Origin of the sequence: Albidovulum marisflavi (assembly GCF_025751435.1) — a bacterium.
GTDB lineage: Bacteria > Pseudomonadota > Alphaproteobacteria > Rhodobacterales > Rhodobacteraceae > Albidovulum > Albidovulum marisflavi.
In genome coordinates this window covers 328,636-351,611 of sequence record NZ_JAOWKY010000001.1, presented here as the reverse complement: position 1 = coordinate 351,611, position 22,976 = coordinate 328,636, and the positions used below count along the sequence as shown (strand labels likewise).

Annotated in this window: 20 protein-coding genes and 1 tRNA gene; 13 read left to right on the top strand and 8 right to left on the bottom strand. The window is 64.9% G+C overall.

What is annotated here, in order from left to right; genetic code table 11:
• The first annotated feature begins 1 nt into the window (after position 1).
• Genes galE through OEW28_RS01760 form a run of 5 tightly spaced genes read left to right on the top strand, consistent with a single transcriptional unit; the run spans position 2 to position 6,383 of the window.
• Positions 2-988 carry a UDP-glucose 4-epimerase GalE gene (galE, locus tag OEW28_RS01780; protein ID WP_263733010.1) on the top strand — a complete coding sequence of 329 codons (987 nt, stop codon included), beginning with the start codon at positions 2-4 and terminating at the stop codon, positions 986-988.
• Complete coding sequence (locus tag OEW28_RS01775; RefSeq protein WP_263733009.1) at positions 978-2,207, top strand: glycosyltransferase family 4 protein; 1,230 nt, start codon at positions 978-980, stop codon at positions 2,205-2,207. Before galE ends, OEW28_RS01775 begins: the two co-directional genes overlap by 11 nt.
• A gap of 42 nt (positions 2,208-2,249) precedes the next feature.
• Positions 2,250-3,260, top strand: coding sequence for a glycosyltransferase family 2 protein (locus tag OEW28_RS01770; protein ID WP_263733008.1), 1,011 nt, complete (start codon positions 2,250-2,252; stop codon positions 3,258-3,260).
• A gap of 10 nt (positions 3,261-3,270) precedes the next feature.
• Positions 3,271-4,968: a beta-1,6-N-acetylglucosaminyltransferase gene (locus OEW28_RS01765; protein ID WP_263733007.1), complete on the top strand. Its 1,698-nt coding sequence runs from the start codon at positions 3,271-3,273 to the stop codon at positions 4,966-4,968.
• Between the two features lie 5 nt (positions 4,969-4,973).
• Positions 4,974-6,383, top strand: a complete 1,410-nt coding sequence (locus tag OEW28_RS01760) for a nodulation protein NodH (RefSeq protein WP_263733006.1) — start codon at positions 4,974-4,976, stop codon at positions 6,381-6,383.
• Here the strand turns inward: OEW28_RS01760 and OEW28_RS01755 are convergent.
• From OEW28_RS01755 to OEW28_RS01720, 8 genes are all read right to left on the bottom strand, one after another.
• Positions 6,371-6,835 carry a PTS sugar transporter subunit IIA gene (locus tag OEW28_RS01755; RefSeq protein ID WP_263733005.1) on the bottom strand — a complete coding sequence of 155 codons (465 nt, stop codon included), beginning with the start codon at positions 6,833-6,835 and terminating at the stop codon, positions 6,371-6,373. The genes OEW28_RS01760 and OEW28_RS01755 overlap by 13 nt on opposite strands.
• Positions 6,836-6,868: 33 nt before the next feature.
• Positions 6,869-7,444 carry a ribosome hibernation-promoting factor, HPF/YfiA family gene (hpf, locus tag OEW28_RS01750; protein WP_263733004.1) on the bottom strand — a complete coding sequence of 192 codons (576 nt, stop codon included), beginning with the start codon at positions 7,442-7,444 and terminating at the stop codon, positions 6,869-6,871.
• A 536-nt stretch (positions 7,445-7,980) separates the two neighbouring features.
• Complete coding sequence (gene lptB / locus OEW28_RS01745) at positions 7,981-8,742, bottom strand: LPS export ABC transporter ATP-binding protein (RefSeq protein ID WP_263733003.1); 762 nt, start codon at positions 8,740-8,742, stop codon at positions 7,981-7,983.
• Complete coding sequence (lptA, locus tag OEW28_RS01740) at positions 8,742-9,236, bottom strand: lipopolysaccharide transport periplasmic protein LptA (RefSeq protein ID WP_263733002.1); 495 nt, start codon at positions 9,234-9,236, stop codon at positions 8,742-8,744. The genes lptB and lptA overlap by 1 nt, the downstream gene beginning before the upstream one ends.
• Positions 9,237-9,243: 7 nt before the next feature.
• Complete coding sequence (locus OEW28_RS01735) at positions 9,244-9,846, bottom strand: hypothetical protein (RefSeq protein ID WP_263733001.1); 603 nt, start codon at positions 9,844-9,846, stop codon at positions 9,244-9,246.
• Between the two features lie 4 nt (positions 9,847-9,850).
• Entirely contained in the window at positions 9,851-10,819 is a 969-nt protein-coding gene (locus OEW28_RS01730) for a KpsF/GutQ family sugar-phosphate isomerase (RefSeq protein WP_263733000.1), read from the bottom strand.
• Position 10,820: 1 nt separating this feature from the next.
• Positions 10,821-11,435, bottom strand: coding sequence for a ribonuclease D (locus OEW28_RS01725; protein ID WP_263732999.1), 615 nt, complete (start codon positions 11,433-11,435; stop codon positions 10,821-10,823).
• A gap of 26 nt (positions 11,436-11,461) precedes the next feature.
• A tRNA-Leu gene (locus OEW28_RS01720) sits at positions 11,462-11,546 on the bottom strand.
• Positions 11,547-11,685: 139 nt separating this feature from the next.
• On the opposite strand from OEW28_RS01720, the gene OEW28_RS01715 reads away from it, so the two are divergent.
• The 8 genes from OEW28_RS01715 to fzlA all read left to right on the top strand — a co-directional run bounded on the left by OEW28_RS01715 (position 11,686) and on the right by fzlA (position 22,968).
• Complete coding sequence (locus OEW28_RS01715; protein ID WP_263732998.1) at positions 11,686-12,675, top strand: complex I NDUFA9 subunit family protein; 990 nt, start codon at positions 11,686-11,688, stop codon at positions 12,673-12,675.
• Positions 12,672-13,475, top strand: a complete 804-nt coding sequence (locus OEW28_RS01710; protein ID WP_263734349.1) for an undecaprenyl-diphosphate phosphatase — start codon at positions 12,672-12,674, stop codon at positions 13,473-13,475. Before OEW28_RS01715 ends, OEW28_RS01710 begins: the two co-directional genes overlap by 4 nt.
• Positions 13,476-13,639: 164 nt before the next feature.
• A complete protein-coding gene (locus OEW28_RS01705; RefSeq protein ID WP_263732997.1) occupies positions 13,640-15,076 on the top strand; it encodes an NAD(P)-dependent oxidoreductase in 1,437 nt (478 codons plus the stop codon).
• An 87-nt stretch (positions 15,077-15,163) separates the two neighbouring features.
• A complete protein-coding gene (locus OEW28_RS01700; protein WP_263732996.1) occupies positions 15,164-15,877 on the top strand; it encodes a hypothetical protein in 714 nt (237 codons plus the stop codon).
• Entirely contained in the window at positions 15,874-20,412 is a 4,539-nt protein-coding gene (gene gltB / locus OEW28_RS01695; RefSeq protein WP_263732995.1) for a glutamate synthase large subunit, read from the top strand. Before OEW28_RS01700 ends, gltB begins: the two co-directional genes overlap by 4 nt.
• A 128-nt stretch (positions 20,413-20,540) precedes the next feature.
• Positions 20,541-21,455, top strand: a complete 915-nt coding sequence (locus OEW28_RS01690; protein WP_263732994.1) for a Hint domain-containing protein — start codon at positions 20,541-20,543, stop codon at positions 21,453-21,455.
• A gap of 59 nt (positions 21,456-21,514) precedes the next feature.
• Entirely contained in the window at positions 21,515-22,255 is a 741-nt protein-coding gene (mtgA, locus tag OEW28_RS01685) for a monofunctional biosynthetic peptidoglycan transglycosylase (protein WP_412174769.1), read from the top strand.
• Between the two features lie 47 nt (positions 22,256-22,302).
• Positions 22,303-22,968: an FtsZ-binding protein FzlA gene (gene fzlA / locus OEW28_RS01680; RefSeq protein ID WP_263732992.1), complete on the top strand. Its 666-nt coding sequence runs from the start codon at positions 22,303-22,305 to the stop codon at positions 22,966-22,968.
• Positions 22,969-22,976 lie beyond the last annotated feature (8 nt).

The following is a 22,976-nucleotide window of genomic DNA, read 5'->3' as shown; positions in this document are numbered from 1 at the left end:
GATGACCCGACACGTCCTTGTCACCGGAGGGGCCGGGTACATCGGGTCCCACGCCTGCAAGGCGCTGGCGCGGGCGGGGTTCATGCCTGTGACGTTCGACAATCTGTCGACCGGCTGGCGTGAGGCCGTGCGGTTCGGCCCCTTGGAAGAGGGCGACCTGGCCGACCCCGTCCGTATCGGAGAGGTCTTCGAACGCTGGCGGCCGGTCGCGGTCATGCATTTCGCGGCGCTCAGCCTGGTCGGGGACTCGATGCGCGACCCGGGCCGCTACTGGCGCGCAAACGTGTTCGGCGCCCTGAACCTGATCGAGGCCGCGGTGGCCGCGGGATGCCTCGACTTCGTTTTCTCGTCGACCTGTGCGACCTACGGGGACCAGGACGGCGTGATCCTGACCGAGGACACGCCGCAGGCGCCGATCAACGCCTATGGCGGCTCGAAGCGCGCGATCGAGGACATGCTGACGGATTTCGGCGCCTCGCACGGGTTGCGCTCGGTCATCTTCCGCTACTTCAACGTGGCAGGCGCGGACCCCGAGGCCGAGGTGGGGGAATTCCATCAGCCGGAAACGCATCTGATCCCGTTGCTGCTGGACGCGATCTCTGGCCGGCGGCCCGCCTTGACGGTCTACGGAACGGACTATGCCACGCCCGACGGCACCTGCATCCGCGACTACGTTCATGTGGCCGACCTTGTCGATGCGCATATCCTTGGCCTGAACTGGCTGCTGGAGGGCCACGGCAGCCGCGTCTTCTGCCTGGGAACCGGCAGCGGCTTTTCCGTGCGCGAGGTCATCGCGGAAGCCCACGCCGTGACGAACCGCCCGGTTCCGTTCGTCGAGGGCGAAAGACGGCCCGGCGACGCCACCCGGCTGGTCTGCGGCAGCGCGCGCGCCGTGACCGAACTGGGGTGGAACCCGGATCGCTCGACGATGCGCGCAATGATCACCGACGCCTGGCGATGGCATCAGTCCGGCGGATATGAACGCTGAGCCGAAAGCCCGCCTGCTGGATGTCACCCGGCTCGTGTCGCGGATCGGGCGCGGTCCGCTGACCGGGGTCGACAGGGTCGAGCGCGCCTATCTGAAGGCGCTGCTTGCCCGCCACACCCCGCTGTTCCTTCTGGTGCGCACGCCCTACGGCTACCTCGTCCTTCCGCGAACCGCCGGTCCAGTCATTCTTGGCTGGCTTGCCTCGCCTCGGACCGTACCGCGCGACACGCTGCCCTTCGGACTTGCGCGCAAAGCGTCTGCGCGCCGGGCCGCACGCATCGCACTGCGTGCCCAACGCATCGCCGCGTGCCTGGCGTTCCGGCTCAGATCCACGGTTCGAGCGATCATGCCGCAGGGCGGCGTTTATCTGAACCTGGGCCTTTCGAACCTGTCACGGCAGACCTTGTCGCAACTGCAGGACGTCCCGGGATTGCGGCTGGCGGTGATGATCCACGACACCATCCCGCTGGATCATCCGGAATATTGCCGGCCCGAGGCCGTGGCCGCCTTTGGCGCGGCCATGAGCGCGGTCAGCCGGCACGCCGATCTTGTACTGTGCCCGTCGCGCACCGCGGCGGGGGATGCCGCCCGCCACCTGGCCCGGCTTGGACGGGCACCGGACATCCTGCCGGCCCACCTTGGCCTGGACAGCGCGAAGCCCGATCTTGACCGGGTGCCGAAGGACATCGACCTTGCCCGGCCCTACTTCGTCGTCCTGGGCACGATCGAGCCCCGCAAGAACCACGCGATGCTTCTGGACCTGTGGGAAGAGCTCGAGGCCCGCATGCCCGCCACACGGATGCCGCAGCTGCTGATCATCGGCCAGCGCGGCTGGCGAAACGAGGCCGTCTTCACACGCCTCGATGCGCTGAAGGGCACGAAGTCGCACGTGCATGAATACGGAAATCTGGACGATGCCGCCGTGGCGGCGCTGCTGCTAGGAGCGCGGGCGCTTCTGATGCCGAGCTTCGCGGAAGGCTTCGGCCTGCCGCTCATCGAAGCGGCCCGGCTGGGCACACCCGTCTTGTGCAGTGACATTCCCGTTTTCCGCGAAGTCCTGGGCGACTATGCCGTTTACGCGGATGCAGGCGACATGTATTCTTGGCTCCCAAGAATAATTGACCACGCAGGGAGAGTTCGGGCAGCAGGTCCCGGCCGGGTCTTGGAGGCAGACGTCGGCTGGGCTGAGCATTTCAAGACCGTGTTAAGCGCGGTCTGAGAATGCTGTGTCCGACACAGGACCTGAACCCGTCGGATTGCGATGCGCGCTTTGGAAAGATACAGACTTCGCCTGAGGCGGAAGCGCTTTCTTTGGCGCGCGTTTCGCAAGAGGCGGGAACTTTCCGTGGCAGCCGATCGAACCGGCGGCTTGCGACCGGACGCGATCCTTCTGTTCGCGACGCTGCGAAACGAACGGGTCCGGCTTCCGTATTTCCTTCGCTACTACCGGCAACTTGGCATCGATCACTTCATCTTCGTCGACAACGGGTCCTCGGACGGCACCGGCGACTATCTGGCGGCGCAGGACGATGTGTCGGTCTGGCACACCGACAAGAGCTATCGAAGGTCGCGCTACGGGCAGGATTGGCTGACCTGGCTGATGCGCAAGCACGCGGATGGCCGCTGGGCGCTGACCGTCGATCTAGACGAATTCTTCGTCTATCCGTTCTGCGACACGCGGCCGATCAGGGCCTTGACCGACTGGCTTGACGGTCTGGGAACGCGGGCCTTTCCGGCAATGGTCCTGGACATGTACCCGCGCGGAAGGATCGACGCGCAACCCTATCAGGAAGGCAAGGACCCGTTCGAAACCCTGCAATGGTTCGACGCCGGCAATTACACGATCTCGGTCAACGCGACCTACGGAAACCTCTGGATCCAGGGGGGACCGAGGGCGCGCTGCATGTTCGCCGACAGCCCCGAACAGGCGCCGTCCCTGAACAAGGTGCCGCTGGTCAAATGGCGACGGGACTACTGCTACGTGAACTCCACCCACATGCTTTTGCCAAGGCGGCTCAATCTGACCTACGACCGCAGTGGCGGCGAAACGGCGTCGGGCTGCCTTCTGCATGCCAAGTTCCTGTCCGTCCTTGGGGAAAAGGTGTCCGAAGAACTGCACCGCAAGCAACATTTTGCAGACAGCCGCGAGTATCTGCGCTACGCCGAAACCCTGAACGAGGACCACGACCTGTGGTGCAAGTGGTCGGAGAAGTACGTCAATTGGCGTCAGCTGGAAATTCTGGGATTGATGTCGAAGGGCTGCTGGGCCTGAAGGTGAATTGATGAGTGTCGGCTTCGTCATGCTCTGCCACACGGCGCTGGATCGCGCGGCCGCGGTCGCGCGCCACTGGGCATCCGCCGGTGCCCCGGTCGTCATCCATGTCGATACCTGCGTTCCCAAGGCCGAGGTCGATGCGATGCGCGCAAGCTGTGCCGCCCATCCCGGCATCAGCTTTTCGCGGCGCTTTCGATGCGAATGGGGAACCTTCGGACTGGTTCGCGCGACGCAGGAAGCGGCCGCGCGGATGCTGGCGCTGCACCCGGAGGTGCAGCACGTTTTCCTGACGTCGGGATCCTGCCTGCCGCTCCGCCCGCTCGGCGAGCTTCAGGCGTATCTGGACAGACAGCCTCAGACCGACTTCATCGAAAGCGTAACGACCGCAGAGGTCGGCTGGACCATGGGCGGCCTCGACGCCGAACGCTTCACCCTGCGATTTCCGTTTTCCTGGCGCAGGCATCGGCGCCTGTTCGACGCCTACACAAGGATGCAACGCAAGCTTGGTGTGAAGCGCCGCATTCCGCTGGGGCTGATCCCGCACTTGGGATCGCAATGGTGGTGCCTGTCGCGCGGTACGCTTTCGGCTGTGTTGAACGACCCCAACCGTCCCATCTACGACCGCTATTTCCGCCGCGTCTGGATCCCTGACGAAAGTTACTTCCAGACGCTCGTGCGGTTGCATTCGACACGGATCGAGAGCCGCCCCCTGACGCTGTCCAAGTTCGACCACGAGGGCAGGCCGCACGTGTTCTACGACGACCACCTTCAGCTTCTGCGCCGGTCGGATTGCTTTGTCGCGCGCAAGATCTGGCCCGGCGCAGACAAGCTTTACCACGCGTTCCTGGACACCCAGAGACCGGCGGCGGCGGGCGTCGAGCCCAGCCCGGCCAAGATCGACCGGCTTTTTTCAAAGGCCGCCGAACGGCGCAGGCTGGGCCGGCCCGGTCTTTACATGCAAAGCCGATATCCGCGCGCCGGGCATGAAAACGGATGCACGGCGGGCCCCTATTCCGTGTTCCACGGGTTCTCGACGCTGTTCGAACATTACGACGCCTGGCTGTCGAAGACGCTTGGCCTGCGCGCGCATGGCCATCTGTTCGCGCCGGAACGGGCCGAGTTCGCCGGGGGCGACGGCGTCTTCAACGGCGCCCTCAGCGACAGCGCGGCGCTGCGCGACTACAATCCCAGGTCATTTCTGACCAACCTTCTGTGGAACTGCCGGGGGGAGCGGCAGTGCTTTCTGACCGGTCCGGCCGACAAACTGGACGTGGCGGCCTTCATGGCCGGCGACGCGAACGCGCAGATCTCGGTCGTGACCGGAACCTGGGCCGTTCCCCTGTCGCGCGAGCAGGCAGAGTTCAGCGCCGTCCGGCGCAAGGCGGCACGCTTCCAGCGGGCCGAAACAGAGCTGCTGGCGGTGCTCGGCTCTCCGCGCGTCAAGGCATCGGTCCGCATCTGGACGCTTGTGGATTTCGTCGAAAACCCGATGGAGGCGATCCAGTCGATCTTCGACGAAATCAACCCACGCGCTCCGCATCGCCTGGCAGAGGTCCCGCGCATGGCGGACCTGAGCGGCGTTTCCGATTTCCTTCAAAGGCTCAGGAACCAGGGGATGATGCCCACCATGGTCGGTGACTACTCCGCGATCGACGCCATGCTGGCCGCACCGAAGGAGCATGCGCGCCCCTATCTGGTGCGCTGATCGCGATGGCGGACACCCCTTTCGACAGCTTCGTGATCCTTGCCGCGATGCGCACGGGTTCAAACCTTCTGGAGGAAAGCCTGAACGCCGTCCCCGGCCTTTTCAGCCACGGCGAAGCCTTCAATCCCAGCTTCGTCGGCGGCCCGAAAAAGGACGAACTGCTTGGCATGACCCTGCAAGAGCGGGAAGCTGACCCCGGGCTCATGCTTGACCGCATCGCCGCGGCCGAGGGGTTGAACGGCTTCCGCTACTTCCCCGATCACGACCCGCGAGTGCTTGAGCGTTTCATGCGGGACCGGCGCTGCGCCAAGGTCGTGCTGACCCGCAATCCGCTGGAAAGCTACGTCAGCCTCAAGATCGCGCGCAAGACCGGCCAGTGGAAGCTTGGTCGCGCCCGCGACCGCAAGGACGAGCGCATCCTTTTCGACCCGCAGGAGTTCGAGGGCCACCTTGAGGCCCTTCAGGGGTTCCAGCTGACTGTCCTGCGGCTGCTGCAAGGCACGGGCCAGACCGCCTTCTATCTCGATTACGAAGACGTTCGGGACGAAGACGTGCTGACCGGGCTTGTCACGTTCCTGGGCGTGCCCGTCGGCGCGGTGAAACCCTCGGCCAAGCTGATCAAGCAGAATCCGTCGGATATGGCCGAACTGGTCGCGAACCACGATGAGATGCAGGCCGCCCTGTCCCGGCTCGACAGGTTCAACCTGTCACGCACGCCGAACTTCGAACCGCGCCGCGGGCCTGGCGTTCCCGGGTTCATCGCCGCGCGCGACCTTCCGGTACTGTTCATGCCCGTCCGCGGCGGCCCGTCCGAGCGTGTCACCGCCTGGATGTCCAAGCTGCCGGGCGGCTTGCAGGGCGATTTCACGCAAAAGACGCTGCGTGACTGGATGCGCGCCCATCCCGGCCATCGCAGCTTCACCGTGCTAAGCCATCCCGTGGTGCGCGCGCATCGTGTCTTTTCCGAACTCATGGGAAATGTCGGCGCGGCAGATTTTCGCGACTATCTGAAGCGGGCGCATGGGCTTGCGCTGCCGCGGCCCGATCGCAGCGGCGCCATTTCGGCACAAGAACGTCGCCGGGCTTTCCTGGGGTTCCTCGCGTTCTTCCGCGCCTCATTGGTCGGGCAGGCCTCCGTCCGGCCCGACCCGGCATGGTCCAGCCAGTCCGCGCTCGTTTCCGGGTTCTCGCAGTTCGCCCCGCCCGACCTGATCGCGCGCGAGGATGAACTGGCCGAGGCGCTGGCACACCTGGTTTCGCGTCTGGGTCTTCCCATGCCCGATCTTCCACCCCCACCGGCGGAAACCGCGCTTGCAGAGATCTACGACGCCGAGGTCGAAAAGGCGGCGCGTGCCGCCTATCAGCGCGATTACCTGGTGTTCGGCTTCCGCGCCTGGCGCGATCAGGCCGCCTGACTGGGCCGGGCCTCTGTCAGCACGGCATGCAGAGCGGCCGTGTCGGCATTGGCGCGCAGCTTGGTGCAGGTCGCCGCATCGCGCATGGTGCGCGATACCAGCGCCAGCGCCTTCAGGTGCTCGACGCCGGAGTCCTTGGGCGCGAACAGCGCGAACACCAGATCGACCGGCTGCCTGTCGACCGAATCGAAGTCCATCGGTTTTTCCAGCCTCATGAACACGCCGACGACGCGTTCAAGCCCGTCGATGCGCGCGTGCGGAAGCGCCACGCCGTGGCCGACGCCGGTCGGGCCAAGGCTTTCGCGTTCCTGCAACGCATCGACGGTTTCACTGGCGCTCAGACCGTAGACCGTATGCGCAATATCCGCCAGGTCCTGAAACAGGCGCTTCTTGCTGGTGACGTGGCCGAACACCTTGACCGCCGCGGGCTTGAGAAGGTTGGAAAGTTCCATAAGCCTTTATGTCCTTCGCCGCGGCGCGCCGGGTCAGACCGCGTTTACCGGGTCTATCCAGCCGACGTTCCCATCGTCACGACGGTGAACGACGTTCACGCCGCCATGTTTCTCGTTGCGGAAGACAAGCACAGGCGCATTCGACAGTTCCATCTGCATGACCGCCTCGCCGACGGAAAGCGAAGGGATCTTCGTTTCCATCTCTGCGATGATCATGGGCTGAAGCGTGTCGGGCTCCGCATCCTCTCCGTCTTCGTACGCGGCGAGCACATACATGGGCGCTCCGGCGAATTCAACGGGCTCGGCGCGGTCCCGGTGATGGTCGCGCAGCCGGCGCTTGTGACGGCGCAACTGCTTGTCCATCTTCTCGATGCAGTTGTCGAGCGCGGCATAGATCTCGTTCGCCGCCGCACGCGCGGTGGCCGTCAGGCCGGTCGACAGATGCACCGTCGCTTCGCAAACATACTCATGGCCGTTGCGGGAAAACACGATCACGGCATCGGTCGGACGCTGAGAGTATTTCTCGATCGTCTGCGTAAGCTCGGTCTTCACATGCGTTTGCAGAGCGTCTCCGATGTCGATCTGTTTTCCGCTGATCTGGTAACGCATTGCTCCTCCTTGGGACTTGTTGATCCTCGCGTTTCGGCATGCGCCGAAAGGCAAGGACTTGGTTGAATTCAGGGAGTTGACGGGATGAACCCGGGCTGCATGCGGACCACTCGGGAAACCTTCCGATGAAGACGTTCGGGGATGGGGGTATGCGCATGCATTTGTGATATTTGGCGACACTTCGGCGTCGGATGTCAACGCCCTCCTGTTCGAGTTGGGCACAATTATTCCTTCACGCAAGGGGCCGAGGGCGATCTTTCGCGCGCCCGACCGATGCGTCCAGGGCGCGGAAATCCGGCCTTGACGGCCGTTCAACAACGCGACCCATAGCCCCGACAACGAAAGGGGAAATCGCGGGCGACAGGCTGACCGTGGACAGTCCCCCGGTCGATTGGGCGCAAACGATCGTGCGGATGCGGGATCGGCCGGCATGCCGACGCCACCGGGATCCGGCGTTGGACCACCGGGTTTTTCGTGGCGTCCCCGCCTCCGCGCCACCCGATTCGGGGGACGGAAGGTCAGGACCGAACCGTTGGTCAGGAGATGCGGAAACTTTGCCCCAGATAGACGCGGCGCACGTTTTCGTCACGCACGACCTCGTCGGCGGTGCCGCTCATCAGGACCGCGCCGTCGTGCAGGACATAGGCACGGTCCACGATTTCAAGCGTCTCGCGGACATTGTGGTCAGTGATCAGGACGCCGATGCCCCGGTCCTTCAGGTCATGGACGAGGGTCCGGATATCGCCGACCGAAATCGGGTCCACGCCCGCGAAGGGTTCGTCCAGAAGCAGGTATTTCGGATCGGCGGCCAGACAGCGCGCGATTTCCACCCGTCGCCGCTCACCGCCCGACAGCGACAGCGCGGAGGCCCGGCGCAAGTGCGTGATCGAGAATTCCGAAAGCAGCTCTTCCAGCCGCTCGCGCTGCTTGTGGCGGTCCTGGACCGATATTTCCAGCACGGCAAGGATATTGTCCTCGACCGACAGCCCGCGGAAGATTGAAACTTCCTGCGGCAGGTAGCCGATGCCCAGTCGGGCGCGACGATACATCGGCAATCCGGTCACGTCCCGGCCGTCGATTAGGATCTGACCGCTGTCGGGCGTGATCAGGCCGGCGATGTTGTAAAAGCAGGTGGTCTTGCCTGATCCGTTGGGACCCAGCAGCGCCACGACCTCGCCCCGATTCAGTGTGAGCGAAACGTCACGGATCACCGGACGGCGGCGATAGCTCTTGCGCAGATGCAGCACGCGCAGGCCCGCACTGCCCTCTGCCAGCGTCAGTTCGGGCCGCGTCGCCATCAGTTGCCCCCGGGCTGCAGCACGGTCTTGACCCTGCCGCCCATCTGCCCTGTTCCCGCCGACAGGTTCAAGGACAGCGTTTCGCCGGAAATGGCGGACGCCCCTTGGGTCAGGAGCACCGAGCCGGCCATCACGATCTCGCCCGTGTCGACGGCATACTCGGCGCTATCCGCCTTGGCCGCGTCCGGACCGCTGGTCAGGATGACGTTGCCGGTCGCGATCAGGCGTTCGATGCGGTTCTGGCCCTCGGGACCGTATTCGACCAGGATCTCGTCCGCGCCAAGGCGCATTTCGCCCTGCGCCACCACTACGTTTCCGCTGAAGGTCGCGGTTCCGTCGGTCTGGTTCACGGTTAGCTGGTCCGCCGTGACCTCGACCGGAAGGCTGGTGTCGGCCTTGATGCCGCCAAAGGCGATATCCGCACCCTGCGCCAAGGCGGCGCCCCAGGGTGTGACAGTCAGGCAAAGGGCTGTGATGAATGCACGGACCGACATCGAGACCTCAATTCTCTGGCTCGTATACCAGCTTGACCCCCTGCTTGAAAACCAGAACGTAAGCGTCCGCGCCTTCCGGTGCGGGGCCAAGCGTCATGCCGCCCGCTTCGAGCGCGCCGAACGGCGTCGTCGCCTGGATAGCACCGTCGGACACGACTTCGGTTCTGGACGTGTAGGAAGTCAGGCCCTGCGTCTCGATCCGGTATCCGGTCGAGGTCGACAGGACCACGTCGCCGGTCAGGCTGAAGGCGCCGGCCGCAGGGTCGACCTGACCCGCCGCTGCAGACATCTCGACGCCAAGGCCGCCTTGCGTGCGCAGTTCCGCGGAGATGTCTTCGGCGCGCCCGCCGCCAGCCTCCAGCGGCCGTGCCACGCCTGCCCGCATCAGGAATTCGGTCCCGTCCGAGGTCAGCCCGGAGTACTCCGGGGCCGTCAGGCGCTGTTCGCGGGCCAGCGCATCGACATCAACATCGGCGTAGGGAAGCGCCCCCTCGGTGTCGATCCTGCGGGACACGAGGAAAAGCGTCGAGAGGATCGCAAGGGCCAGCAAAGGCAGAAGGATCTTCAGCCAATACACCAGAACCGAGCGAATGTCGCCGGACCCCGCCATCGGCTCAGGCCACGCCTGCACGCAGGCAGTCGTGAATGTTCAGGATGCCAAGCGCCCGTCCATCGCCATCGGGATCCAGGACGAAAAGACAGGTGATCTTGCGGTCGCGCATCTCGGCCACGGCCTTTTCCGCAAGCGCGCTGGGCGGGACGGTGCGGGGATCGGGGGTCATCACCTCGCCCGCGGTGTGGGTCAGAAGACCCGCCATGTGACGCCGCAGGTCGCCGTCGGTGACGATGCCGACAAGCCTGCCCGCCTCATCGGTGACGCCCGCAACGCCGAAACCCCGCGCGCTCATCGTGACCAACGTCTCGCTCATCGGGGTGGCGCCGCCGACAAGGGGGATGGCATCGCCCGCATGCATCAGGTCCGCGACCTTCAGAAGCCGTGCGCCCAGCTTGCCGCCGGGATGGAAGGTGCGGAAATGTTCGGGCGTGAAGTGGCGATGCTCCATCAACGCCACGGCCAGCGCATCTCCCAGTGCCAGAGTCATCGTCGTCGAAGTCGTCGGCACGATGCCCGTGCCGCAGGCTTCCTCGGCCTTGGGCAGAAGGATTGCCACATCCGCCTGCACAAGCAGGGTGGAACCCGCACGGCTGGCCACACCGATCAGGGGAATGCCGAAGCGGCGGGTGTGGGCAATGATGTCGGCCAGTTCCGGAGTCTCGCCCGAGTTCGACAGGACCAGGGCCACGTCGGCTTCGGTCACCATGCCAAGGTCGCCATGGCTGGCTTCCGCGGGGTGGACGAACTGCGCCGGCGTGCCGGTCGAGGCGAGCGTGGCGGCGATCTTGCGCCCGATGTGCCCTGACTTGCCCATGCCCGAGACGATGACCCGGCCCTTCGCGGCCAGGATCAGCTTCACGGCCTCGGCGAAGGTGCCGTTCAAGGCCGCGGCCAGCGCGTCAAGGCCGCGCGCCTCGATCTCGATCACGCGGCGGGCGGTGGATATGAATGTCTCGGCTTGGGTCATGTCAGTGCCTGAAGATGTCGGCCTCGTCGCCCCACCCCATCAGGTCCAGTTCGGCGCGGGCGGGAAGGAAATCGAAACAGGCCTGCGCGGTCTGGGTCCGACCTTCGCGGGCAAGGCGGCGATCGAGTTCCTCTTTCAACCTGTGCAGGTAAAGAACGTCCGACGCGGCGTATTCCTGCTGCGCGTCGGTCAGGGTCGCAGCCCCCCAGTCCGAGGTCTGTTGCTGTTTCGAGATGTCTACGCCGACCAGTTCCTGCAGCAGGTATTTCAGCCCGTGTCGGTCGGTGAAGGTGCGCACCATCTTGGATGCGATCTTGGTGCAGTAAACCGGCGCTGTCGTGACGCCGAACGCCGCCTTCAGTGCGGCGATGTCGAATCGGCCGAAGTGGAACAGCTTCGTGACCTGCCCGTCCGTCAGCAGCCGGACGAGGTTCGGCGCGCTGGTCTGGCCGCGCGCGATCTGCACAAGGTGGGCGTTGCCGTCGCCGGCAGAAAGCTGCACCAGGCACAACCGGTCGCGCCGCGGGTCAAGGCCCATGGTCTCGGTGTCGATCGCCACGACCGGACCAAGGTCCAGCCCGTCGGGCAGATCGTTCTGATGCAGATGGATCGTCATGTTAACCCCTCATTGGCGAAGGGGTTTGGTGCCCAGAAGAGGACTCGAACCTCCACGCCTTGCGGCACTGGTACCTGAAACCAGCGCGTCTACCAATTCCGCCATCTGGGCTGATGTCGTGGGCTGCGATGTATAGGGGGCCGCTGGCGGTGTCAACGGGGTCGAATGCGAAATCTTGCGGCATCTTTGCGCCTTGTTTGGCAGGGGCGTAGCGGCTAATCAGAGCCCAAGCGGCTATTCGGAGGGTTCCATGTCCAAGCTCGTCACCATCTATGGCGGATCGGGATTCGTTGGGCGCCAGATCGCGCGCCGGATGGCCAAGCTCGGCTGGAGGGTGCGCGTCGCGGTGCGCCGCCCGAACGAGGCGATTTTCGTCAGAACCTACGGCGTCGTCGGCCAGGTGGAACCGATCCTGTGCAACATCCGCGATGATGCGTCGGTCCGTTCGGCCATGATCGGCGCGGACGCGGTCGTGAACTGCGTGGGCATCCTGAACCGATCGGGAAAGAACACATTCGAGGCAGTGCAGTCCGAAGGCGCGGCAAGGGTCGCGCGCCTTGCGGCCGAACTGGGTGTCGGCAACCTGGTCCAGATCTCCGCGCTTGGCGCGGACGCGGACAGTGAAAGCGAATATCAGCGCTCGAAGGCGGCTGGCGAAGCGGCAATCCGCGAAGCCTTCCCCGCGGCCGTGATCCTGCGCCCGTCGGTGATCTTCGGGCCCGACGACACCTTCTTCAACCGCTTCGCCGCGATGTCGCGGCTGGGTCCGGTCCTTCCGGTCGTCGGCGCGGAAACGAAGTTCCAACCCGTGTATGTCGACGATGTCGCCGCGGCGGCCCAGATGGGCGCGACCGGTCAGGCGCCGGCCGGCATCTACGAACTCGGCGGCCCGGATGTGAAGTCGTTCCGCGACTGGATGAAGGTGATGCTGGGCGTCATCAGCCGCCGGCGCCTCGTGCTGGACCTGCCGTTCTGGCTGGCGCGCATCATCGGCACGATCCTGGATTTCGCGCAGGTGCTGACTGGCGGCCTGTTTGAGAACCGCATGCTGACGCGGGATCAGGTCCGCAGTCTTGGCCGTGACAATGTCGTGTCCTCTGACGCGAAAACGCTGATCGATCTTGGCATCGCGCCGACGCCGGTGTCGGCTGTGATACCCGATTACCTTTGGCGTTTCCGCCCTTCGGGTCAGTATGACGCGATCATGGCCTCGGCGAAGAAGCTTCGGAAACATTCCTGATGTATGAAACCGTCGTGGTCCCGCTCCTCCTGGGGTTCCTGGAGGGGTTGACCGAGTTCATTCCGGTCTCGTCGACCGGACACCTTCTTATTGCTGGACACGCGTTGGGGTTCGAGAACGCAGGTCGCACGTTCGAAGTCGTCATTCAGCTTGGGGCGATCCTTGCGATCGTAAACGTCTATCTGGCCAAGATCGTCCGAACCCTCGGCGGTCTTGGGCAAGACCCGCATGCACGGCGTTTCGCGATGTCGGTGCTGATCGCCTTTCTGCCTGCCGTTGCGGCCGGGTTGCTTCTGCACGATTTCATCAAGCTTGTGTTGTTCGAAAGCCAGGCCGTGATCGCCACCGCGCTGATCGTCGGCGGGGTCGTTCTGCTTGTGGTCGACAAGCTGCCGATCATTCCGCGCCACAGGGATGCGGAACGGTTCCCCATGCTTATGGCTCTGGGTGTCGGCGTCGCGCAGTGCCTTTCGTTGATCCCGGGTGTGTCGCGCTCTGGCGCCACGATCGTGGGCGCCCTGTTGATGGGTGCCGACAGGCGCGCCGCGGCGGAGTTTTCGTTCTTTCTGTCGATCCCAACCATGGTGGCGGCGGTCGGGTACGACATCTGGTCCAGCCGGGCCGAGATCGACATCACTGCATTTCATGAGATTGCGATCGGCTTCGTGGCGGCCTTCGTTTCTGCCCTCCTCGTCGTGCGATGGCTACTTTCCTACCTCAGCAACCATGGTTTTGCCCTGTTCGGATGGTGGCGAATCATCGTTGGCGCGGGGGTTTGGGCCGCTATCCTGTGGGGTTGAAGGGCATAAGGTAACTAATTCTGACCTTGTTTTTGCCCCTAATGACCCGATTGCTGCATCGCGGCGGCAAAAAACATGAAAATATGTCAGCATAACTGACTTTTATTTCCTGCGTCGGCAGAGTAGCAATGCGCACCCGGAATTTGCCCAAGGGAGGCGCAGTCATGGCTCAGGAACGGATGCTCAAATTCGTGACCGTCGCGAAGGAGATGCCTGAAAAGCGTGATGCCAGCGTGCGCGCCCAGGACTTTCAGGAGATCTATCGCGAATACGCCGAGACCAAGGCCGCCGAACAGGCCGGCCGCTGTTCGCAGTGCGGCGTGCCCTATTGTCAGACGCACTGCCCGCTGCACAACAACATTCCGGACTGGCTGCGCCTGACCGCCGAGGGCCGCCTTCAGGAAGCCTATGAGCTGTCGCAAGCCACCAACACCTTCCCCGAGATCTGTGGCCGCATCTGCCCGCAGGACCGGCTTTGCGAAGGCAACTGCGTGATCGAGCAATCCGGGCACGGCACCGTCACCATCGGCTCGGTCGAAAAGTATCTGACCGACACCGCCTGGGATCGTGGCTGGGTCAAGCCGATCCGCCCGCAGACCGAGCGCAGCGAAAGCGTGGGCATTATCGGCGCGGGCCCGGCGGGCCTTGCCGCCGCCGACGCGCTGCGCCGCGTGGGCGTGCAGGTCACGGTCTATGACCGCTACGACCGCGCGGGCGGCCTGCTGACCTACGGCATTCCCGGCTTCAAGCTGGAAAAGGACGTCGTCATGGCCCGTATCGCGCAGCTCGAACAGGGTGGCGTGACCTTCGTCGCCAACTGCAACGTCGGCGAGGACCTGAGCTTCGATGCCATCCGTGGCAAACATGACGCCGTCCTGATCGCCACCGGCGTCTACAAGAGCCGCGAGCTTGAGGGCGACGGCGCAGACGCTGCCGGCATCGTGCGTGCGATCGACTATCTGACGGTTTCCAACCGCAAGAGCTTTGGCGACGAGGTTGCCGAATACGACAGCGGCGAGCTGAACGCCCAGGGCAAGCGCGTTGTGGTTATCGGCGGCGGCGACACGGCCATGGACTGCGTCCGCACCGCGATCCGCCAGGGCGCGCAGTCGGTCAAGTGCCTGTATCGCCGCGACCGCGACAACATGCCGGGTTCGCAGCGCGAGGTCGCCAACGCGGAAGAGGAAGGCGTGGAATTCGTCTGGCTTGCCGCGCCCAAGGGATTTGTCGTCGGCGCCGGCGTCGAGGGCGTGACAGTCCAGAAGATGCGTCTGGGTGCCCCCGACGCCTCTGGCCGCCGCAGCCCCGAGGTGATCGCTGGCGCGGACTATGTTGAACCCGCCGAACTCGTCATCAAGGCCCTGGGCTTCGAGCCCGAGGCGCTGCCGAAGCTTTGGGGCGTCGACGGGCTTGAGGTGACTCGCTGGGGCACGGTCAAGGCGCAGTTCGGGACCCATGAAACCAGCCTTCCGGGCGTCTACGCCGCGGGTGACATCGTCCGCGGCGCCAGCCTGGTCGTCTGGGCGATCCGCGACGGGCGCGAAGCCGCGGATTCCATCCTGTCCTATCTTTCGCAGCCCGCGCAGGTCGCGGCCGAGTGAGATCAGCAGAATCCGCGCCGATCCGGCACGGATGACCAAGGTGCTCGGGCGTCGCCCGCAGGACCGCAGCACGAAGGAGAGACCGACATGACGCACCTGCGCACCGTCCTCGCCCTTGGCGCGTGCTGCGCGGCCTTGCCCGCGGCGGCCGGCCAGTTCCCCCTTCCGCAGGGATGCACGGCCTATGCGACCGTGCAGATGCGGTCCTGCCTGGTTTCGCAGCACTACCGCTGCGCGGGCGAACCCGAGGGACACCAGTGGGCTGTCCAGGCCGACGGACAGGGACCGTATTTCGCGAACCTGATCGACGCCGAGACGCGCTGGCTTCAAAGCTACGACCTTTACACCGGCGAACAGGATCAGCTTGCCGAGGAAAGAGACCCTGCGTCCTTCACCGAACTGCTCGAAAGCGGCAGGGACGAATTCGACTTCTTCACCGAGAGCAGCTTTGGCGAACTGCGTCGCTACGTCGGCCATGACCGGCTGACCGGGCGCACAGAGACGATCGACGGAATCGTGCTTGAGCAGACCGAATTCGAACTGTCCGCCTTCGACGCCGATGGCGGGCTGATCTGGACCCGGACGGGAAACCAGTTTGTTCACCGCGGCTGGCGCATCTTCTTCCCGGGGACCGAGCACTTCGAGAATTCGTTCGGCGACACGGTGGACACCGTCGAGAACCCCGTCGAATTCGCGCTGCCCGGTGACAAGGGCTTTCTTGAAGACGAACCGAAATACGACTGCGACACGCTGACCGCGTCGATGCAGCTTCCCCTCATGGATGGAGGACCAAGGCCATGACGATCTATGACCAGGACTGGGTGCAGGCCGAGGAAACCAAGCGCGCGTGGATGAACGAGAACAGCCTTTGGCGCGAAGAGGATGAACATTCCTCCTGCGGAGTGGGGCTTGTCGTGTCGATCGACGGCCGTGCATCGCGCAAGGTGGTGCAGAACGGAATCGACGCGCTCAAGGCGGTCTGGCACCGCGGCGCGGTCGATGCCGACGGCAAGACCGGCGACGGCGCGGGCATCCATGTTCAGATCCCGGTCAAGTTCTTCTACGACCAGGTGCGCCGCACCGGTCACGAGCCGGACATGGAAAAGCTGATCGCCGTCGGCCAGATCTTCCTTCCCCGCACCGACTTCGGCGCACAGGAACGCTGCCGCACGATCGTCGAGACCGAAGTGCTGCGGATGGGCCACTACATCTACGGCTGGCGCCACGTTCCCGTGGACACCTCGGTTCTTGGCGAAAAGGCCAACGCGACGCGACCCGAGATCGAGCAGATCCTGATCCGCTGCGAAAAGGACATCGACCAGGAACAGTTCGAGCGTGAGCTCTACATCATTCGCCGCCGGATCGAGAAGGCGGCGCTGGCGGCGCATATCGCCGGCATGTACCTGTGTTCGCTGTCCTGCCGGTCGATCATCTACAAGGGCATGATGCTGGCCGAACAGGTCGCGGTGTTCTATCCCGACCTTCTGGACGAGCGCTTCGAAAGCGCCTTTGCGATCTATCACCAGCGCTATTCGACCAACACCTTCCCGCAGTGGTCGCTGGCGCAACCGTTCCGCATGCTGGCCCACAACGGCGAGATCAACACGCTGAAGGGCAACGTGAACTGGATGCGCAGCCACGAGATTCGCATGGCGTCTTCCGCCTTCGGCGAGATGGCCGAGGACATCAAGCCGATCATTCCCGCCGGAACCTCGGATTCCGGCGCCCTGGACGCCGTGTTCGAGGCGCTGGTGCGCGCCGGCCGCTCCGCCCCCATGGCAAAGACCATGCTGGTGCCGGAAGCCTGGTCCAAGACGGCGGTCGAGATGCCGAAGTCCTGGCAGGACATGTACGCCTACTGCAACAGCGTGATGGAGCCGTGGGACGGTCCGGCCGCCCTGGCCATGACCGACGGCCGCTGGGTCGTGGGCGGGCTTGACCGCAACGGCCTGCGCCCGATGCGCTACGTCCTGACGGGCGACGGGCTGCTGATCGCGGGTTCCGAGGCCGGCATGGTTCCGGTCGACGAAATGACGGTGCGTGAAAAGGGCGCCCTGGGACCGGGCCAGATGATCGCGGTGGACATGTCGCAGGGGCGGCTTTACCGCGACTGGGACCTGAAGGACAAGCTGGCCGCCAGCCAGCCCTTCGGCGACTGGGTGCAGAAGGTCGTCGAACTGAACGTGCTGATGCGCGACGTGCCGGAAAAGGCGCTGTTCGAGGGCGCAGAACTGCGACGTCGCCAGATCGCGGCGGGATATACGCTGGAAGAACTTGAGCAGGTCCTGGCGCCCATGGCCGAGGACGGCAAGGAGATGATCGCCAGCATGGGCGACGACACGCCACCTGCGGTCCTGTCGTCCAAGTACCGGCCGCTGTCGCACTACTTCCGCCAGAACTTCAGCCAGGTGACGAACCCGCCCATCGACTCCTTGCGCGAAAGCCGGGTGATGAGCCTGAAGACACGGTTCGGGAACCTGACCAACGTGCTGGCCGAGGATTCGAGCCAGACCGAGATCCTGACACTTGACAGCCCCTTCATCGCGAACGCCGAGTTCGACGAGATGGTGCGCCAGTTCGGCGACCGGGTGACGGTCATCGACTGCACCTTCGCCGCGCAGGGCGGCGACGATGCCCTTCGCCAGGCGCTTGAACGCGTCCGCGCGGAAGCCGAGGACGCGGTGCGTTCGGGGGCGGGTCATCTGGTCCTGACCGACGAACACCAGGGCGAAGGCAAGGTGGCGATGCCCATGATCCTTGCCACCTCGGCCGTGCACAGCTGGCTGACGCGCAAGGGTCTGCGGACCTTCACCTCGGTCAACGTCCGGTCGGCAGAATGCATCGATCCGCACTATTTCGCGGTCTTGATCGGCTGTGGCGCGACCACCGTGAACGCCTACCTGGCACAGGATTCGATCGCTGACCGGATCCGCCGCGGCCTGATCGAAGGCAACCTTGCCGACGCCACGCGCCGCTATCGCGCGGCCATCGACGCGGGCCTGCTCAAGATCATGTCCAAGATGGGCATCTCGGTCATCTCTTCCTATCGTGGCGGCCTGAACTTCGAGGCTGTCGGTCTGTCGCGCGCGTTGGTCGCGGAGTACTTCCCCGGCATGCAAAGCCGCATCTCGGGCATCGGCATCACGGGCATCCAGCACAAGGTGACCGAGATCCATGCCAAGGGATTCCGCGGCGGCGCGGATGTGCTGCCGGTCGGCGGCTTCTACAAGGCGCGGCGGTCGGGTGAAAGCCACGCCTGGGAAGCGCAGACGATGCACATGCTGCAATCGGCCTGCGACAGGGCATCCTACGACATGTGGAAGCAGTACTCGGCCCGGATGCGGGCGAACCCGCCGATCCACCTGCGCGACCTGCTGGACGTCAAGCCGATCGGCCGCCCGGTTCCGATCGACGAGGTGGAATCGATCACCTCGATCCGCAAGCGGTTCGTGACGCCGGGCATGAGCCTGGGCGCGCTGTCGCCCGAGGCGCACATGACGCTGAACATCGCCATGAACCGGATCGGCGCCAAGTCCGACTCCGGCGAAGGCGGCGAGGATCCGGCGCACGCGCTGCCGCTGCCCAACGGCGACAATCCCTGCGCCAAGATCAAGCAGGTCGCCTCTGGCCGCTTCGGCGTGACGGCCGAATACCTGAACGCCTGCGAAGAGCTTGAGATCAAGGTGGCCCAGGGTGCCAAGCCTGGCGAAGGCGGCCAGCTTCCCGGCATGAAGGTGACGCAGCTCATCGCGCGGCTGCGCCATTCGACGCCGGGCGTGACGCTGATCTCTCCGCCGCCGCACCACGACATCTACTCGATCGAGGACCTCGCGCAGCTGATCTACGACCTCAAGCAGATCAACCCGCGCGCCAAGGTGACGGTCAAGCTGGTGGCGTCCTCGGGCGTCGGCACGATTGCCGCGGGCGTGGCCAAGGCCAAGGCTGACGTGATCCTGATTTCGGGCCACAACGGCGGCACCGGCGCCAGCCCCGCGACCTCGATCAAGTACGCGGGCCTGCCCTGGGAAATGGGCCTGACCGAGGCGCACCAGGTCCTGGCGATGAACAAGCTGCGCGACCGGATCACGCTGCGCACCGACGGCGGCCTGCGCACGGGACGCGACATCATCATCGCAGCACTCATGGGTGCCGAGGAATACGGCATCGGCACCGCGGCGCTGATCGCGATGGGCTGCATCATGGTGCGCCAGTGCCAGTCGAACACCTGCCCGGTGGGCGTGTGCACCCAGGACGATCGGCTGCGGGCCAAGTTCACGGGCTCGGCGGACAAGGTGGTCAACCTGATCACGTTCTACGCGCAGGAAGTGCGCGAGATCCTGGCCGAGATCGGCGCGCGCTCGCTGGACGAGATCATCGGACGCGCGGACCTGCTGACCCAGGTCAGCCGCGGCCACGCCGACCTTGACGACCTGGACCTGAACCCGCTGCTGATCACCGTCGATGGTTCTGACCGTATCGTCTATGACCGCTCCAAGCCGCGCAACGCGGTGCCCGACACGCTGGACGCCGAGATCATCCGCGACGGCGCGCGCTTCTTCGAAGACGGCGAAAAGATGCAGCTGTCCTACGCGGTCCGGAACACCCACCGCACCATCGGGACGCGTGCGGCAAGCCACATCGTCAAGAAGTTCGGGATGCGCAACAACCTGCAGCCCGATCACCTGACGGTGAAGCTGACCGGCTCGGCCGGGCAGTCGCTGGGCGCGTTCACGGCGCCCGGGATCAAGATCGAGGTATCGGGCGACGCCAACGACTATGTCGGCAAGGGTCTTTCGGGCGGCACGATCGTGGTGCGACCGCCGATGGCCTCGCCGCTGGACGCGGGCGACAACACGATCATCGGCAACACCGTGCTTTACGGCGCGACCGATGGCCACCTTTTCGCCGCTGGACGCGCGGGCGAGCGTTTTGCCGTGCGCAACTCGGGCGCCAAGGTGGTGGTCGAGGGCTGCGGGTCCAACGGGTGCGAGTACATGACCGGCGGCGTCGCGGTGATCCTGGGCTGGATCGGCGCGAACTTCGGCGCGGGCATGACGGGCGGCATCGCCTATGTCTGGGACCCCGAGGGCGAAGCCGAGGATCTCATGAACCTCGACTCCATCGTCACCTCGGCCGTCAGCCATCCGCACTGGGAAGCCGAACTGAAAGGTCTGATCGAGCGTCATGCCGCAGAAACCGGCAGTCGGCGCGCCGCCAGCATCCTGCAGCACTGGGAAACCGAACGGGCGAACTTCATCCAGGTCTGCCCGAAGGAGATGCTGTCGCGCATCCCCTACCCGCTCAGCGAGGACGCGCAGGCGGTTCCCGCCGAATAAGCCGCAAGCGGATTTCCTCTTGGGCCAGCGCGCATGGGAAAGGCCCGTATCGGAATCCCCGATACGGGCCTTTTCCGTCGTGATATGACTGTCCCTGCCGGGGCTTTTCCCGGCCTGGCAGGAAAATCGTGGCCACCATCACATTCGAGGACCAGTTCTACCTGGTCAATCCTTCCGCCCCTCCCCCAACCGGAACCGCGCTTTCAGTCAGACGCTTTACCATCGTCGACAAGACCGCTGACGGCGCGATCGTCAAGCAGTCCGGCGACACGATCGACGGTCAGCGAGTCTTCAGCGCCTATCCGAACTCGACCCTGGTCGTGTCGGTCAATGGGGCGACGACGACGATCAAGGGAACCGTATTCCACCTGGCCGATGGGCGCACCCTGTTTTCACCCACGGACGGCACCGTCCTGCAAGGCGCGACCTTTGTCAGCATCAAGCAAGGTCCGGCGCAGGGGCCGACCCCGAACGCCGCCTTCGGTCCACCCTGCTTTGCAGCCGGCACACTGATCACCCTGGCCGATCGGGAAGCCGCGATCGAAACACTGCAGATCGGCGATATGGTGCAGACTCTGGACCACGGTGCCCGACCCATCCGCTGGATCGGTCGGCGTACGGTCGCGGCGCTGGGGGAGTTCGCGCCGGTGGCGTTCGAAAGCGGGGCGCTTGGCAACCGGCGGCGCCTTCTTGTTTCGCCCGAACACCGGATGCTGGTGACAGGCTGGCAGGCCGAACTGCATTTCGGTGAACCACGGGTCCTTGTCGCGGCGCGGCACCTGACCGGTCTGCCGGGGATACGCCGCGCGCCGCAAGCGCAGATCGAGTATCTGCATCTGCTTTTCGACCGGCACGAGATCGTGCTGGCTGAAGGCGCGGCAAGCGAAAGCTTTCACCCCGGCGGCATTCAGGCCGAGACGGACGCGGCGCTGCGCGCGGAGATCATGGCGATCTTTCCCGAGTTCGCCACGCTGGCTGCCGCTTCGCTTGGGGCCGCGGCCCGGATCCTGACGGGACGGGAGGCTGGAATCCTGCATCCGTAGCTCCGCCCTACCCGCCTGACCCTTGACCCCGATGGCGAAGCCGTGGCTATGGTCAGCCGATGGCAAAGCAGGCAAGAAAAACCCGGACAAGGAAGGCGCGCAAACCCGCCGCTGCAGCCCCGCGCATGCCAGATGCGCGGCAGGCGCTGCGTTGGGCGGGCCGGGCGCTGACAGGGATCACCGCCCTGTTTCTGCTGCTTGCGCTTTCGTACACGGTGCTCAATCCGCCGACGACGGCCTACATGCTGGCGGAAAGCATCCGCTACGGCGGCATAAAGCGCAACTGGGTCAGCATCGAGGAGATGTCGGCGGATGTGCCGCGCGCGGTCGTCGCGGCCGAGGATGCGAACTTCTGCCTGCACTGGGGCTTCGACATGGCCGCGATTCGCGAGGCCATCGAGCAGGGCGGCACCCGCGGCGCCTCGACGCTGACGCAGCAGACGGTCAAGAACGTCTTTCTCTGGCATGGCCGCAGTTGGCCGCGCAAGGCGCTTGAGGCGGTGATGACGCCGGTCGTCGAACTGCTATGGAGCAAGCGCCGGACACTGGAGATCTACCTGAACGTCGCGGAATTCGGGAAGGGCGTCTTTGGCATCGAAGCCGCGGCGCAGCACTATTTCGGCACATCTGCCAAGGACCTGAGCGGGGCGCGGGCAGCACTTCTGGCGGCGGCGCTGCCGAACCCGAAAGAGCGTAATCCCGCGCGCCCCTCGGGCTTCCTGCGCAAGCGTGCGCGCCAGATCGCCGAAGGCGCGGACACCATCAACGTGGATGGTCGCGCGGACTGTTTCCAAGGTTGAACCCCGACGGGGGCGCAGCTATCACGAGACCAAACCGAGGCCCCGCGATGACCCGACTGTATCACGTTCCGCTGTCCCCGTTCTGCCGCAAGGTCCGCCTGACACTGGCCGAGAAAAGGATCGAAGTCGAACTGGTCGAAGAGCGCTACTGGGAACAGAACCCAGAGTTCCTGCGGCGCAGCCCGGCCGGCAAGGTTCCGGTCCTGAAGGTCAACGGCAAGTTCCTGAGCGAAAGCCAGGCGATCTGCGAATACCTGGATGAAACCAACCCCGAACCGCGCCTGATGCCGCGCGATCCCGAGACGCGCTGCGAGGTGCGCCGGCTTTGCGCGTGGTTCGACGACAAGTTTCACGCAGAAGTGACGTCCAAGCTGCTTTACGAACGTGTCAACAAGAAGATCATGGGCCAAGGTTACCCTGAAAGCCGCAACGTGAAGTCGGGGGCCCAGAGGATAAAGTTTCATCTGGATTACCTGAGCTGGCTCCTGGATCAGCGCCGCTGGCTGGCGGGGAACGAGATGACGCTGGCTGATTTCGCGGCGGCCGCGCACCTGTCGAGCCTTGACTACATTTCGGACGTGGACTGGAACCGGAGCCAGAACGTCAAGGACTGGTACGCCAAGATCAAGTCGCGCCCGGCGTTCCGGTCGATCCTGGCCGACCAGGTTCCGGGCTTTCCGCCGCCTGCGCATTACGCCGATCTGGATTTCTGACCGGCCAC

Excerpts from the sequence above, each read along its gene's own strand:
- OEW28_RS01715 (WP_263732998.1), top strand. The coding sequence starts at position 11,686 with ATGTCCAAGCTCGTCACCATCTATGGCGGATCGGGATTCGTTGGGCGC.
- OEW28_RS01700 (WP_263732996.1), top strand. The coding sequence starts at position 15,164 with ATGACGCACCTGCGCACCGTCCTCGCCCTTGGCGCGTGCTGCGCGGCC.
- lptB (WP_263733003.1), bottom strand. The coding sequence starts at position 8,742 with ATGGCGACGCGGCCCGAACTGACGCTGGCAGAGGGCAGTGCGGGCCTG.
- OEW28_RS01730 (WP_263733000.1), bottom strand. The coding sequence starts at position 10,819 with ATGACCCAAGCCGAGACATTCATATCCACCGCCCGCCGCGTGATCGAG.
- OEW28_RS01725 (WP_263732999.1), bottom strand. The coding sequence starts at position 11,435 with ATGACGATCCATCTGCATCAGAACGATCTGCCCGACGGGCTGGACCTT.
- OEW28_RS01760 (WP_263733006.1), top strand. The coding sequence starts at position 4,974 with ATGGCGGACACCCCTTTCGACAGCTTCGTGATCCTTGCCGCGATGCGC.
- OEW28_RS01775 (WP_263733009.1), top strand. The coding sequence starts at position 978 with ATGAACGCTGAGCCGAAAGCCCGCCTGCTGGATGTCACCCGGCTCGTG.
- OEW28_RS01770 (WP_263733008.1), top strand. The coding sequence starts at position 2,250 with ATGCGCGCTTTGGAAAGATACAGACTTCGCCTGAGGCGGAAGCGCTTT.
- OEW28_RS01765 (WP_263733007.1), top strand. The coding sequence starts at position 3,271 with ATGAGTGTCGGCTTCGTCATGCTCTGCCACACGGCGCTGGATCGCGCG.
- OEW28_RS01705 (WP_263732997.1), top strand. The coding sequence starts at position 13,640 with ATGGCTCAGGAACGGATGCTCAAATTCGTGACCGTCGCGAAGGAGATG.
- mtgA (WP_412174769.1), top strand. The coding sequence starts at position 21,515 with ATGGCAAAGCAGGCAAGAAAAACCCGGACAAGGAAGGCGCGCAAACCC.
- OEW28_RS01735 (WP_263733001.1), bottom strand. The coding sequence starts at position 9,846 with ATGGCGGGGTCCGGCGACATTCGCTCGGTTCTGGTGTATTGGCTGAAG.
- gltB (WP_263732995.1), top strand. The coding sequence starts at position 15,874 with ATGACGATCTATGACCAGGACTGGGTGCAGGCCGAGGAAACCAAGCGC.
- hpf (WP_263733004.1), bottom strand. The coding sequence starts at position 7,444 with ATGCGTTACCAGATCAGCGGAAAACAGATCGACATCGGAGACGCTCTG.
- galE (WP_263733010.1), top strand. The coding sequence starts at position 2 with ATGACCCGACACGTCCTTGTCACCGGAGGGGCCGGGTACATCGGGTCC.
- OEW28_RS01755 (WP_263733005.1), bottom strand. The coding sequence starts at position 6,835 with ATGGAACTTTCCAACCTTCTCAAGCCCGCGGCGGTCAAGGTGTTCGGC.
- lptA (WP_263733002.1), bottom strand. The coding sequence starts at position 9,236 with ATGTCGGTCCGTGCATTCATCACAGCCCTTTGCCTGACTGTCACACCC.
- fzlA (WP_263732992.1), top strand. The coding sequence starts at position 22,303 with ATGACCCGACTGTATCACGTTCCGCTGTCCCCGTTCTGCCGCAAGGTC.